The 12,769-nt window shown below is 71.8% G+C and carries 11 protein-coding genes and 1 pseudogene; 6 read left to right on the top strand and 6 right to left on the bottom strand.

What is annotated here, in order from left to right:
- The first annotated feature begins 8 nt into the window (after positions 1 to 8).
- On the top strand, positions 9 to 446 hold the full coding sequence (locus tag ABEA10_RS20955) for a hypothetical protein (RefSeq protein ID WP_345466284.1): 438 nt from the start codon (positions 9 to 11) through the stop codon (positions 444 to 446).
- On the opposite strand, the gene ABEA10_RS20950 is transcribed toward ABEA10_RS20955, so the two are convergent.
- On the bottom strand, positions 443 to 1,495 hold the full coding sequence (locus tag ABEA10_RS20950) for a TetR/AcrR family transcriptional regulator C-terminal ligand-binding domain-containing protein (protein WP_345466282.1): 1,053 nt from the start codon (positions 1,493 to 1,495) through the stop codon (positions 443 to 445). The genes ABEA10_RS20955 and ABEA10_RS20950 overlap by 4 nt on opposite strands.
- Positions 1,496 to 1,596: 101 nt before the next feature.
- Here ABEA10_RS20950 and ABEA10_RS20945 point away from each other — a divergent pair, with 101 nt between their 5' ends.
- On the top strand, positions 1,597 to 2,367 hold the full coding sequence (locus tag ABEA10_RS20945) for an SDR family NAD(P)-dependent oxidoreductase (protein ID WP_345466280.1): 771 nt from the start codon (positions 1,597 to 1,599) through the stop codon (positions 2,365 to 2,367).
- Positions 2,368 to 2,688: 321 nt separating this feature from the next.
- On the opposite strand, the pseudogene ABEA10_RS20940 reads toward ABEA10_RS20945, so the two are convergent.
- Positions 2,689 to 2,925 (bottom strand): annotated as a pseudogene (locus ABEA10_RS20940) (MmyB family transcriptional regulator); the annotation flags it as partial.
- Between the two features lie 808 nt (positions 2,926 to 3,733).
- On the opposite strand from ABEA10_RS20940, the gene ABEA10_RS20935 reads away from it, so the two are divergent.
- The 3 genes from ABEA10_RS20935 to ABEA10_RS20925 are packed head-to-tail and all read left to right on the top strand — an operon-like array spanning position 3,734 to position 5,820.
- The gene (locus tag ABEA10_RS20935) at positions 3,734 to 4,540 is read left to right on the top strand and encodes an alpha/beta fold hydrolase (protein WP_345466277.1); all 807 of its coding nucleotides are present in this window, start codon (positions 3,734 to 3,736) and stop codon (positions 4,538 to 4,540) included.
- Between the two features lie 28 nt (positions 4,541 to 4,568).
- The gene (locus tag ABEA10_RS20930) at positions 4,569 to 5,324 is read left to right on the top strand and encodes an MBL fold metallo-hydrolase (protein WP_345466275.1); all 756 of its coding nucleotides are present in this window, start codon (positions 4,569 to 4,571) and stop codon (positions 5,322 to 5,324) included.
- Between the two features lie 43 nt (positions 5,325 to 5,367).
- Positions 5,368 to 5,820, top strand: a complete 453-nt coding sequence (locus ABEA10_RS20925; protein WP_345466273.1) for a LysR family transcriptional regulator — start codon at positions 5,368 to 5,370, stop codon at positions 5,818 to 5,820.
- 93 nt (positions 5,821 to 5,913) lie between these two features.
- Here the strand turns inward: ABEA10_RS20925 and ABEA10_RS20920 are convergent, their stop codons facing one another.
- The 3 genes from ABEA10_RS20920 to ABEA10_RS20910 form a co-directional block, all read right to left on the bottom strand.
- A complete protein-coding gene (locus tag ABEA10_RS20920) occupies positions 5,914 to 6,207 on the bottom strand; it encodes a hypothetical protein (RefSeq protein WP_345466271.1) in 294 nt (97 codons plus the stop codon).
- 130 nt (positions 6,208 to 6,337) lie between these two features.
- Positions 6,338 to 7,426, bottom strand: a complete 1,089-nt coding sequence (locus ABEA10_RS20915) for a hypothetical protein (RefSeq protein WP_345466269.1) — start codon at positions 7,424 to 7,426, stop codon at positions 6,338 to 6,340.
- Positions 7,423 to 8,037: an RNA polymerase sigma factor gene (locus ABEA10_RS20910; protein WP_345466267.1), complete on the bottom strand. Its 615-nt coding sequence runs from the start codon at positions 8,035 to 8,037 to the stop codon at positions 7,423 to 7,425. The genes ABEA10_RS20915 and ABEA10_RS20910 overlap by 4 nt, the downstream gene beginning before the upstream one ends.
- A 219-nt stretch (positions 8,038 to 8,256) precedes the next feature.
- On the opposite strand from ABEA10_RS20910, the gene ABEA10_RS20905 reads away from it, so the two are divergent.
- On the top strand, positions 8,257 to 8,829 hold the full coding sequence (locus ABEA10_RS20905) for a hypothetical protein (RefSeq protein WP_345466265.1): 573 nt from the start codon (positions 8,257 to 8,259) through the stop codon (positions 8,827 to 8,829).
- Here the strand turns inward: ABEA10_RS20905 and ABEA10_RS20900 are convergent.
- Complete coding sequence (locus tag ABEA10_RS20900; protein ID WP_345466262.1) at positions 8,799 to 12,767, bottom strand: nSTAND1 domain-containing NTPase; 3,969 nt, start codon at positions 12,765 to 12,767, stop codon at positions 8,799 to 8,801. The two genes, ABEA10_RS20905 and ABEA10_RS20900, sit on opposite strands and share 31 nt — an antisense overlap.
- Positions 12,768 to 12,769 lie beyond the last annotated feature (2 nt).

Below are 12,769 nucleotides of genomic sequence, written 5' to 3'. Positions count from 1 at the left end.
GATCCCCGATGTCCACTGCGACGTGGCTGCTGGTGTACGGCATGCTTTCCGCGTACTGCCTGGCCGGCTGCCTCATGGAGCACTTCGCCGTGTTCTCGGGCTGGACGGCCGTCGGCTCTGAGGAGTTCGAGGCCGTCCAGACCGCCCAGGGCCGTGGCAGCGGGGTGGTCTACGTGCTCCCGAAGCTGGCGCTCACCGCCCTGGTGATCGTGCTGCTCGTCGTCGCGCCGGACGGCATACCGTCATGGGCGCTCTGGGCCGGCCTGGCCGCGCTGACCGTGGCGTGGGCGGTGAGTGCCTTCGTGGACGTCCCGCTCCAGCGCCGCCTTCGGCGGACCGCCGACCGGCGTGGCATCGAACGGCTGGTGCGCACCGACTGGTTCCGCGTCGCGGCGATGGCCGTTCACTTCGGCTTCGCCATCGTCGTCGTCGGCACGTCAATCTAGCGGCGCCAGGTCCCCACGCTGTCGATGAGGCGGTCGATGAGGTCGTCGGAGACCGCGTCCTTCTGCATGGTCGTGAGGTAGACGATCGGCCCGACGAGCATCGCCGACAGATCCGCCGGGCCGACGTCGGTCTCGACCTCTCCGCCTGCGGCGGCCGCCCGGACGGCGGCGTGGATCCGTTCGGCGATCGTCTTGACGGACTCGTCGCGCTGGTGGGCGATCCGCGGGTCCCAGATCGCGGACTGGTGCAGCGTCAGCGCGACGGCGGCGACGGCCGGTACGGAAAGCTCGTCGGCCATCTGCCGCAGCTGCCGATGCAGCCACGGGCGGACCGGTGTCTCGGGATCCTTGAAGAGCGGCTGGTCGGCTCCGCCCATGACCTCGAGCAGCAGTTGCTCGGCCCGTGGCCAGTGCCGGTAGACGGTGGCCCGCCCCACGCCTGCCTGCTGAGCGACTCGCTGATGAGTGATCGCGCCGGGCCCCTCGTTCACCAGCAGTTCCCGGGCGGCGACGAGCATCGCCTCCCGGCTGCGCGCGGCCCGCGGATCCGTCGAGTAACTCACCGTCAGATCGTATGAGACGCCTTGGCTCACTGCCATGGACGGCGCCTGTGGATCACGGCGCCGTGCCGGCGGTCCCCTCGTGGCGCTGCAGGAGACGACGTCGAAGTACGGGTCGAGGATGTAGGCGATCTCGTCGCCGAAACGGCTCAGCGCACGCGCCAGCGCGGGGACCGGCCGGCCGGCGTCGGTCACGCCGGGTGGTTCGCCCACCGGCCAGACCAGCGAGTGCAGGTAGCGCACGGCCTCGCCGTCAAGGCGCAGGACCGCGGCCAGGGCGTCGAGGACCTGGCGCGACGGCGAGCGGTCCTTGCCCCGCTCCAGCCGCGTCAGGTATTCGACGCTGATGCCGGCGAGGGTGGCGACCTCTTCGCGGCGCAGCCCGGGAACGCGACGTCCCGGCACGCGGGCGACGAGGCCCGCCTCCTCCGGAGTCACCAGTTCACGGCGGGCCCGCAGGAACTCGCCGAGCCGGTTGTCATCACGCACGGCTCGAGGCTAGTGCGGTTCCGGCCACGCTGAGGGGCCCTGTCAGGTCCCCTCCAGGCAGGGCCTTCACGAGGCGGCGCGGTGGGCGCGAGGCTGCCGCCATGACCACCGACACCTCCCGCGCCCCCGACCGGTCGCTGCGGGGCAAGGTCGCGCTCGTCACCGGGGCCTCCTCCGGGATCGGGGCGGCCATCGCCCGCGCCCTCGCCTCCCGGGGCGCCGCCGTCGCCGTCGCCGCGCGCCGGCGCCCGCTGCTCGACCGGCTCGTCGCCGAGATCGAAGCCGGCGGCGAGACCGCGGTCGCGATCGAGCTGGACGTCACCGACGAGACGGCATGCCGGAACGCCGTCGAGCAGTGCGCGCAGCGGCTCGGAGCCCTGGACATCCTGGTCAACAACGCCGGAGTGATGTTGCTCGGGCCCATCGAGGACGCGAACACCGAAGACTGGCGCCGGATGATCGACACCGATGTCCTCGGCGTCATGTACATGACCCACACGGCCCTGCCCCACCTGCTCCGTGCCCGTGGCACCGTCGTCCAGCTGTCCTCGGTCGACGGACGGGCCGCGGGCGCGTTGACCGGCGTCTACAACGCCGCCAAGTGGGCCGTCAACGCCTTCTCCGAGTCGCTGCGCCAGGAGGTGACCACTCGGGGAGTCCGCGTCGTGGTGATCGAACCGGGAGCGACCGCCACGGACCTGGCCTCTCACATCACCCACGCCCCGACCCGCGAAGCCGTGGCCGAGTTCGCCGCCGCGCTGCGGCCCCTGACGCCGGATGACGTCGCCGCCGCGACGCTCTACGCGGTGACACAGCCTCCGCACGTGGCGGTCAACGAGGTTCTCCTGCGCTCGGTCGACCAGCAGCGCTGAGGTTCACATCGGCACGACCGGCCGTTCGAGCGCAGGTGAGCAGGTCGAGCGGCGGCGTCTGGACCGCAACCTTTCCGCCTGATGATCTGTTGCCTGCGGTCGTGCTGTGCTGAAACCAGTTCGTCGGGAGGTGTGCGACGGGCGGGGCGGAGCGATGGTCGTCTGCGGTGAGCCATCGTCGCGGCGGCCGAGGAGGAGCGTTTCAGCAGGCGCAAGCACGGTAAGCGGCCCGTGCCCTTCTCCGCCTGGGAACAGCCCGTCCTGTCGGCCCGCTGCCAGGCCGTCGAACATTCCGCTCTCGCTCCGCAGCTCGTCCACGAGAGCGGCGAGCGAGGTGTCGGCCGGGTAGCGCAGGGACGCGGTCCGAAGCCGGGCGGCGAGCATGGTCTCGAAGCCGGCCACGCGCTCGGCGGTCCGCCTGACCCGGCTGGGCGCACCGCCGAAGGTGCGCCACGCGATGTTCCCGTCCCAGCGGTGCGCGGTCGGTTCCCCGCACCGCAGCGCCGCCCACGCGCCGTTCCAGGCGACCACGTTCCACGCCGCGTCGCACAGGCACACCGGAGTGCCGTCGAGCCGTTCGAGCAGGCGTATCGCGCCCGCCCCGACCTCGCGTGGCACCTGCCCGTCGGCCGCGGCGTGCCCGGACAGCGCGCACAGCCGCTCGTACTCTGCCCGCCCCAGCCGCAACGCGCGCGCGAGGGCGGCCACCACGCCGGCGGACGGGTGGCGGCCCCTGATTAACGGCGTAGCGCGCCCACAAGAGCGGCCCCTACGCAATCACCCCGTGCCGATGTAGGCGATAAATACCTATTCGCGTCGGTGCGGGGTTATGTCCGTTGCGGACGCCGCCATGGTCGAGTCGCTCGAGTGCTCCGGCCATCACCAAGCTGAGGACCAGCGGTGTCCGGCGCCCGCTGGTCACCATTGCTGACCGACCAACACGGATATGCGATAGCGCACCATGATCCACCTAAGAATGTACAGTCTTCATCCCGACAGAATCGACCGGCTCAAAGTCGACTCTGCCGATCGATGCCGAACACAAGGCCGTCATGGCCGAGGTGATCGCGAAATACGAAGAGCCGCAACGTCTCCTTGACATTCGCGCGTAGCGGGCACTGTCCCTCGCATCCCTGGGTCGCCCTTGGATGGCGGCTCCACGCCGTGGCGGCACCGACCTTCCGGTCCGGGCCTGCCGGCTCCGCTGATCGAAAACCCCAGGTCACCGTCGGTAGTCGACTTCTGGGCATCACGCCGTACCTCGTGGGAGAAGTCCCACCACGGCAAGCCAGGTTGTTTACCTAAGGAACCTGATATAAGGTTCCTGATACACACCACGCCACGGACTCCATGAAGAGAAGGAACGATGGTTACTCCCACTGCGGCCGGCACTCTCCGGCCCACCCGCACCGAGACCCGTACGCTCCAGGTCGGCTCCGTCGGCCCCGTCGAGGTCACGGTTCAGGACCGCGATCGCACCCGGCCGTTCTTGCTCCTGCACGGCGGAGGCGGCGCGCGGACGATGGCCGGCTTCGCCGACCTGCTCGCCGAACGCACCCACTCCCGGGTGCTGCTGCCCACTCACCCCGGCTTCGGTGGCACGCCGAAGGCCGAGGGGCTGACCGGCGTCACCGAGCTGGCCCGGGCGTACGTCGCCCTGCTGGAGCAACTCGACCTCACCGACGTGACCGTGATCGGCAACTCCTTCGGGGGGTGGCTGGCCGCCGAGATCGCCCTACAGGAGAGTCCGCGGGTCAGCGGCGCGGTGATCGTCAACGGAATCGGCATCGAGGTCGAGGGCCACCCGATGACCGACGTCAGCGGCCTGTCGCCGGCCGAGCTCCTGTCGTACTCCTTCCACGACGCGAGGAAGGCGCCCGCCCCGCCGAGCGGCACGGGCACCGGGCCCAGCCCCGACGTACGGGCGCTGGTCGGTTACACGGGCCCGACCATGTCCGACCCGACGCTGGCGGAGCGGCTCGGCGGACTCGACCTCCCGGTCCACGTGCTGTGGGGCGAGAGCGACCGCATCGTCGATCCGGAGTACGGCAAGGTCTACGCCGCCGCGATCCCGTCGTCGACCTTCACACTGCTGCCCCGCACCGGTCACATGCCGCAGGTCGAGACGCCCGAGGAACTGCTGGGCGCGCTGCTCGACCTCGGTGACCGGTGACATCCCGACCTGGCAAGGAGAGAACATCATGAGCACCCCACTGAACGTGACCCGGATCGGGCACGCCTGCCAGCTGATCGAGATCGGCGGGACCCGCGTCCTCACCGACCCCTGGTTCACTCAGACCGCGACCTACTACCAGGGCGAGCCGGTCGCCTCGGGCGTCAAAGAGCTGGGGCGCGTCGACGCGGTCGTGGTCAGCCACGAGCACTACGACCACTGCGACCTCGACGCTCTCGTCGCCGCGAGCTTCGACCTCGACGTACCCCTGATCGGGCCCGGCACCGTCGCGACCATCGCGCGGGACAAAGGATTCCGCGACATCCGCGCCATCGAGGCGTGGGAGGCCACCGCCGTCGGCGACCTCACCGTGACCGCGACGCCCGGCCGGCACGGCGTCCACGAGGTCACGTTCATGATCGAGGCAGGGGGGCGCGCCGTCTTCTTCGGCGGCGACTCGCTGCGCGTGCCGGAGCTGGACACCATCCCGGACAGGTTCGGCCACGTCGACCTGGCCATCCTGCCGACCAACGGCCTGTGCATCCGGCCGATGAACCTGCGCCAGGTGGTCATGGACGCCGAGGAGGCGGCCGGGCTGACGGCCGTGCTCAAGCCGACGCTGGCCGTGCCCCACCACTACGCCTTCCACAGCGGCCGGCTGGGCGACCGGATGATCACCAAGGGCGACCGGGATCCGCGGCACTACGCCGACGCGGTCGCGAGAATCGCCCCGGAGATCGAGGTCCGGCTCGTCCTGCCCGGAACTCCGGTGACGGTCCCGTGAGCGCCACACCGGCCCACCTGACTGCCAGTCACGGATGGAAATCATGGACCTCAGGTCACTTCGATATGCGATCACGCTAGCGGAGGAGCTGCACTTCGGCCGTGCCGCGCAGCGGCACTACATCAGCGCGCAGCCGTTCGGCCGCCACATCCGGAATCTGGAGCGCGAACTGGGGGTCCGGCTGTTCGAGCGCACCAGCCGGCGGGTCACCGTGACCCCGGCGGGTGCGCGGTTCCTGGCCCAGGCCCGGGCGATCGTGAATGCGGTGGACGCGCTCACCGACCCGCGCCGCTGGGCCGAGCCCGACGAGGAAGACCCGGCCATCAGGGATGCCATCGACCGCCCGTCCCTGTTCGCCGCGGCCACCTCCCGCCGCGTCCCGCGCTTCGTGCCGCTGGACCGGGCGTGCGGCGGACGGCGGACGTCGCGTGCCGGCCGCCCTTTCGTCATGCCTTTCGTTATGTCCCCAGACCATCACCGGTGGAGACTCTCCTGACCGGCGGCCGTGCCCCGGACGCGCGCGAAAGCCGGCCCTTCGGTGATCGCGATCAGGCACCGAGCCGGCCGGCGGCCGACCCGGTGGCGGCGATCAGGCGGTGACCGTCCCTCCGGCTTCGGTCGTCTGGAGGCCGGCGAGGGTGGCTCGGGCCTGCTCGGACATGGCCGGGACGTGCGCGAGGGCGGCCTCCGGCAGGTACGCCATGACGACCTCCAGTTCGGCCGGGGTGCCCACCTGCTCGAAGAAACCGATGTTGAGGTGGAGGCCTACGGGCGGGGCCGAGGCGATCACCGCGCGGGAGAACTCCGCCCAGGCCTCATCGGTCATGTGCACCGCCAGCGCGGGGAACAGGACCGGTTCCTCGTGCTCAAGGTGCGTGTGCACCAGGTCGCGTACGGTGGCCGCGGCTTATCGCGAACCAGGCATCAAGGGCTGCGAAAGCTCTGTCGGCGATCACAACCTTTTCGGCCGTTGATCCCCGCCACGCGTTGTGCCGCAAGCGTGGCCTGACAGGTCACTCCGGCCGGTCGAAGGTCAGCTTGAGTTTGAACACGCCCGGTGGCCGGACCCACGGCCCGCCTTTGTCGTCGGCGTCGACCACCCGGGCGTTCCTGAGGTCGAATGCGACCGTTCCGCCGGTGGTCTTGTCCGGCACCGAGAAGACGACCGTCGCGGTGGTGGAGGTCGGCACCGAGGCGAAACCCACGTCTCGCTTCTCCCCTTCCGCTCGTACGGTCTCTCCGCCGCCATCCGGAGTGAAGGAGAACGCCGTGGAGTCGTTGAACTTCACCGAGTAGGTCATTCCCAGCATCGCGTCACACGAGATGCTCGGCAGCGGCAGCGTGAGGAAGGCACGGCCCGCCGGCGCCCACTTTCCGCCCTGGTAGTTGGTCAGCGTGGCGTGGTCGGCGAACGGCGCCTGTGTCGTGACATGGTTCGACAGGGAGAGCCTGCCGCTGCCGAGTGAGGGGACGCCGCTGTTCGGCAGCATGACCCGTGAGTCACCCCGCCACTTCACGTCACTGTCCCGCTGCGTGAACGCTCCCTGCCCGCTGACCGCTCCGGTGCGCAGGTCCAGGTCCAGCCGCCGGCCGGAGTCGGTGACCTCCAGCCTCACCGACGACCGCGGCTTGGCGCCGACCATGATCAGCACGGTGTCGGAGGCCGTCGTCTCGCTGTCGGCGAGCGGAAGACCCTGCACCGGCGTCGCGGCCCCGTCGACGAGCACGGAGGCCGTCGCCGGCTTCTTGGGCTTGAACGCCGCGCTGGTGGCCCTGGGGGAGATGACGGCGAGAACGAGTTCCTGGCCGGCGGCCGCCCGTACCGGCCGGACGCCCAGGTTCTGGGCGGACCTCGGGTTGAGCTCCCGGCCGGTGGCGATCCAGGACAAGCCCAGGCTGTAGTGCGGCCCGACCAGCAACGGGGTGTCACGCATCGTCTTGACGTGCATGTCGTACGGCACCTCGACCGTGCTGGTCGCCGACTCCACGTCGGCGGCGCGGACGCCGGTCAACACCTGTGCGGACGAGTGGGACGACGAGCAGGCCGTCGGCGCCGTCAGCGCCGCGGCCAGGGTGAGGGCCGTCGGGAGTGCCGCCCTCATGCCGTCCGCAACCAGTCGCTCAGCCGGTGCAGTCCGTCGGCGCAGTAGCGCTTCACCGCTCCGTCGCTCACTCCCATGCTCTCCGCGGCCTCCCGCACGCTGAGATCCCACACCATGCGCAACACCACCGCCTCGCGTTCTCGCCGGGGCAACCTGTCGAGGAACCGGCGCAGCGTGACCCGGTCCAGTACCTGGTCCGCCGCGCCGCCGTCGGGGCGGTCGCCGACGTCCGCGGGATCGCCGCCGTAGCGTTCACGGTCGGTACGCGCCCGTGCGAGCTCGCGCCAGGTCTCGTGGCGCACCGCCGTCTGTACGTACGCGTCGATGTTGTCGATCTCCGCCGGGCGCAGGCGCCGCTGCCACACCTTCTCGAATGCCTGCTGGACGACGTCCTCCGCGCTCGCCGCGCCGTGGCGGCGCGCGTAGGAGACGAACGACGGGTAGTGCCGCTCGTACGAGGCGGTGAGCCGCGCCTCGAAGTCGGCGTCCTGGACGCGGGACACCCGGAGGATTCCCGATCGCGGCCCTCGCGGCACGAGGCCCAGGATGAGCTCACGTCCGGTGGCGGCCAGGCCGGCGAGCGAGCCCGTCAGCACATCCTCAGTGACCAACCCGGTCTCCATGGTGATCGTCATATCTGGGGCGAGTGGGGACGGGTCCCCGCGGTTGTGTCCGTCGCGATGTGACGCTCATCACAGCGTGCCGGCCCAACCGTGTCCGGGCCCGCCGTGCTCGAGCCCGGTATGAACGCACCACTGGCCGGCTTCACGTCGGCGGAGAGATTCGCCTGCAGGTTCACGTTCGGTAAGTTCATCCGCCGCTTCCTTCCCATGATCATCGGGACCGGGCTGGCCACGCTGATACTCCTCGGGGCACTGCTCCCCGGTCTGGGCGCCGGGGTTCTCGCTCTACCGCTCGCTCTGCTCCTGAGCGCGGGCGCGGTGGTCGCGCTGACCGCGGTGAAGAAGTACCAGTTCGACCAGACGTGGGGGACGACCGAGCTGGTGCTCTCCCCGGACGGCGCCACCATGGCCGGACGCCATTCGCAGCTGCACATCAGGTGGGACCACATTCGCTTCCTCGGTAAGGCCGACCTGGTCCGTGCGGGGCGCTTCACCTTCGGCCCGGTCATGGCGCGACTGTTGGCCGAGCTCGCGAGCGCCGCGGCCCGGCGGCGCGGGCGCCCCGCTCTGATCGGCATCGCCACCATGAAGGTCGCGGCGGAAACGCCGTCCGTGGTCAAGTCACAGATCGGACAGAACATTGCCTTCCGCCGGATCGACCCGCAGACCGGCCACACGCTCACCGCGATCCCGCTGACGATCTTCGACGAGCACTGGGACAGGGGACGGATCGGCGAATGGATCATGGCCTACCGCCCCGACCTGGCGCCCGGCCGGTGACAGGGCCGGCGTGCGCTGCTCCCCGGGGGCAGCAGCGCGCGTTCGGCCGCGGTGAACGGCCGGTCGGCCGCCGCGCAGAGCCCGTCGAACCACCGCTCGGCGTCGACCGGAACCGCGACGGGAACGATCGAGTTGACGGTGCCGAGTTGCAGGCTCCCTCTCTTGACCGTCTGACCGCTGTCGAACGAGGGCAGGACCAGCGGGTCTCCCGCCTGACCGCTGTGGATGTCCACGAAGGTCGCGACCCCGTTCTCCGGCGACACGACCAGGTAGCCGTCGGAGGTGAAGCCGATGATTCCCGAGACCGGAACCGCCGGGCCCTCGGGCCGGCCGCTCTCCACCCGCCACACCCGGACGCCGTGCTGCGGGGTGAGCGCCGCGAACCGGTCGCCGGTGGCGTCGAACACCGGCCCGGACGCCGCGTCGGCGTGCACCGTGGTGACCACGCGCCGGCTCGACACGTCCCACAGACGCACCGAACCGCTGCCGTCGGCGACGGCGACCTGTTCTTCGTGGCCCGGCCGGAACTCCGACCTGGCCACCGGCGGGCCGAGGCGCGTCGGATCGCCGATCATCCGGTGCGTACGGGTGTCCCAGACGGCGAGGAGGCCGTCGGCGACGACCACGAACCGGCCGTTTCGCACGGCCGCGAGGACGTCCGGCTCCGCTGTCGTGTCACCGGGCAGCGGCAGGTCGTACGCCGCCTCCTGCCTGAGCGTCGGCAGCGAGTACAGCGTCAGCCGTACGCCCGCCTTCACCCGGACGACCAGCAGCAGCGAATGCTCCAGCTCCAGCCCGCGTTCACCGGGCACCGTCACCCGGCCCAGGCGTGCCCCTGACGTACGGTCGTGCACCTCGACCACGCCGGACTCGTCGACCGGGCGGACGATGACATACCTGCCGTCGACCGACGGCTCACTGGTCCAGTTGCCGGGCAGCGACGCGAACCAGTCCGGGTTCATCCGGCCGATCCGCAGCAACGAACCGTGCTGCGCGACCAGGAGCACCGGCCCGGTCGCGCCGTGGAACACCACCGTGGTGCCCTGCCGTGGCGGAGTGCTCGCGGTGTACGCGCGGCCGGTGCGCAGGTCGGTGACCTTGACCAGGACGGCGCCGCCTCCCGGCTGGTCGACGTCCTCGACCAGGAAGCCGTTGTTCAGGGTGGTCTGGTCGGCGTCGGTCGGGCAGGCGCTGGAGATCAGGCTGAACCCCGTGACCCGCCGCCCGGTGCCGGCCGCCGTGACGGTCAGCCGGGCACGGCCCAGCACGCCGTGGCCCTTGACGCAGCTGACGACCTCAGCCCCGTGCGCGGCCAGGAACGACCCGGAGGGCAACCGGCGACCGCCGGACACGGTCAGCGTGTGGCCGTGGCCGAGCACGACCCGGCCGGGGTCGCCGGTCAGCGCGAGGATGGTCGCCGGCGTGACCGTGTCTTCGGAGTCGGTGCCGCGATCGAGGTCCCGGACGGTCAGGTGCCGTCCGTCGAGCCACGCCAGCCGCCGGCCGTCGGGGGAGAAGGCGGCGAGTGCTCCGGGCGTGGGCATCGTCTCCGGGCCGGTGCGCCGCGCGATGTCCCACAGGAGGACGGACCGGCCCGGGGCGGTGGCGGCGAGCCTGCGGCCGTCGGGACTGAGGTGCACCTTGGCACCCTGCGGAATGCCGGGCGGCTCCCATCGCCGTACCGGCGCGCCCCCGGCCAGGCCGATGAGCACGATGATCCTGTCGCCGCCGGCGGTCACCGCGGTCCGCCCGTCGTCACTGACCGCCATGCCGTCGACCGTCGTCGGGGCGAGCCCGGGATAGACCGCGTCGACGGACCGCATGGCCAGGTACTCGCGGGCGAGCGCGGTGCGCGCGGTGAGGTTCCCGGGGACGGTGCCGTAGGCGGCCAGCGCGAGCTGGGCGGCGGTGACGGGGTCGGTCGAGGCTCGTTGCGCGGCCCGCTGCCCGAGCGCCTCGGCGCCCGCCGCGTCGCGCTGGTGGCGGATGTGCTCGCCCCGGTCGACGGCCACGGCGGCCAGCGTTCCCGCCGCGACGACCAGCACCGCGAGCATCGCGGTGACCAGGCGCCACCGGCGGACGTCGCGCCGCTGGCGCCGGTGACTGAGCCGTACGTACCCGTGCGCCTCGGGTGGGACGTCGCCGGCGCGCGTGCGCGTCCATTCCAGCGAGGCGGCGAGCGCCGTTCCCCGGAGTAACGCGCCCGGGTCCTGCGCGGCGGCCTTCCACTGCTGGTAGTGGGTCTCGAGCCGGTGCAGCCAGGACAGGAAGTCGCGGTCCTCGATGAGCCATTCGCGCAACCTCGGCCAGTGCTCGATCAGGGCCTGGTGCGCCAGTTCGACGGTGGCGGTGCCGTCCGGCGCGCTCCCGATCACGACCAGCCGGTCGGCGGCGAGCCGCTGCGCGGTCTGGAAGAGCTCCGGATCGAGCCGGCCGAGGGCGACGGGCCGCCGGACGAAGTCGTCGCCGGCCGGCCGCGCGAGCAACGTGAGCAGCCGGCGGACCGCCCCGTGGTCGACCACCGCCCTCTCCGCCAGTTGGATGAGCGCGCCGTTGACCCCGCCGAGCGCCTCGTAGTCACGCAGCGTCAGCGAACCGCCGCGGCGCCCCCTCCACAGCTCGGTCAGCAGCGACTCCACGAGCGGCAGCCGTCCCGGTTCGGAGCCCGCGTCGTCGAGGATGCGCTCCACGAGCCCGTCCTCGAAGTGCAGCCCCGGCGCGTACTCGGCCGGCCGGACGATCGCCTCGCGCAGCCCGCGACGGCTCATCGCCGTGACGAACACCGTGCTGTCCTCGAACATCGCCGCCAGCTCCGGCGTGAGCAGGCTGCCCAGCGACTCCCATCGCAGCGTCAGCACCACCCGCAGACCGGTGTCGCCGGCGAGCGACACGGCCAGCGACAGCAGCTCGCGCGCGCCCTCGGGGTCGGTGGTGATCGCCTCTTCGAACTGGTCCATGAAGAGGACGACCGGCCGCGGGGCGACCGGCGGCTCGTGGCCGGCGCGCAGCCGCTCCGCCAGGGACGCCGCGTCGAGGTTCAGCGGCCCGGCCAACGCCGCCGCGAGCGACGTGGCCGCATCGGGGCCCAGCCTGCACTCGGCGATCGCCGCGCCCTCCCGCCGCAGGACCGGCAGCAGACCCGCGCGTACGAGAGAGGACTTGCCCACCCCCGACCGGCCCGCGACGGCGACGACGGAGTGCCGGCGCGCGGCGGTGACCAGCCGGCCGACGTCCTCATCGCGGCCGTGGAAGAAGGCGGCGTACTCCTCGTCGAACGGGGCGAGTCCCTGGTACGGGCACGGCAGCAGGTCCGGATCGAGGCCGAGCACCTGGGCCATGGGTACGACGTACGCGGTGGTGGTCGCGCGATCCCGGTCCCTGGCCACGGTCATGCCGACGACCGCCCCGACCGTGGCGTCCCAGACCGGCGACCCGCTGTAGCCCTCGTCGATGCCCTGGTCGGTCGCCGCCCCCTGGAGCTGGAGCCAGCCGGTGCCCTGGACGTCGCGGATCCGGCCGGTGGCCCACACCCCGTCGGCCATGTCCGCGGGGAAGCCGAACACGTGGAACTCGTGATCCCACAGATCGCCGCCGCCGCGCATCGGGGGCACCCGCGCCCCGGGCGGCGCCGCCGTCTCCAGCCGTAGCAGCGCCACGTCCCCGCTGCCGTCCTCCTCGGTGGGCGCCCACCGTGTGACCCGGGCGAGGCCACGCGGCGGCGGGCCGCCGGCCGCACGCGCCATCGGAAAGTCGACGACCACCGGCTCCGCGGGCGGACCGCCGTCGGCCGCGACGGTCACGACGTGGGCGCAGGTGGCCACGACGTCGGGGGCGACCAGGAACCCGGCGCCGGCCACCATTCCGGCATGGTCGAGCACGCGTACGACCGAGAGCGCGTAGGAGCCATGACTCTCCACCGCGTTCCCGTAGTCACTCACCG

The organism is Actinoallomurus oryzae (assembly GCF_039541955.1).
Taxonomy (GTDB): Bacteria; Actinomycetota; Actinomycetes; order Streptosporangiales; family Streptosporangiaceae; genus Actinoallomurus; species Actinoallomurus oryzae.
The sequence above is the reverse complement of the archived record's forward strand: the minus strand, read 5'-3'. Positions and strand labels throughout refer to the sequence as shown.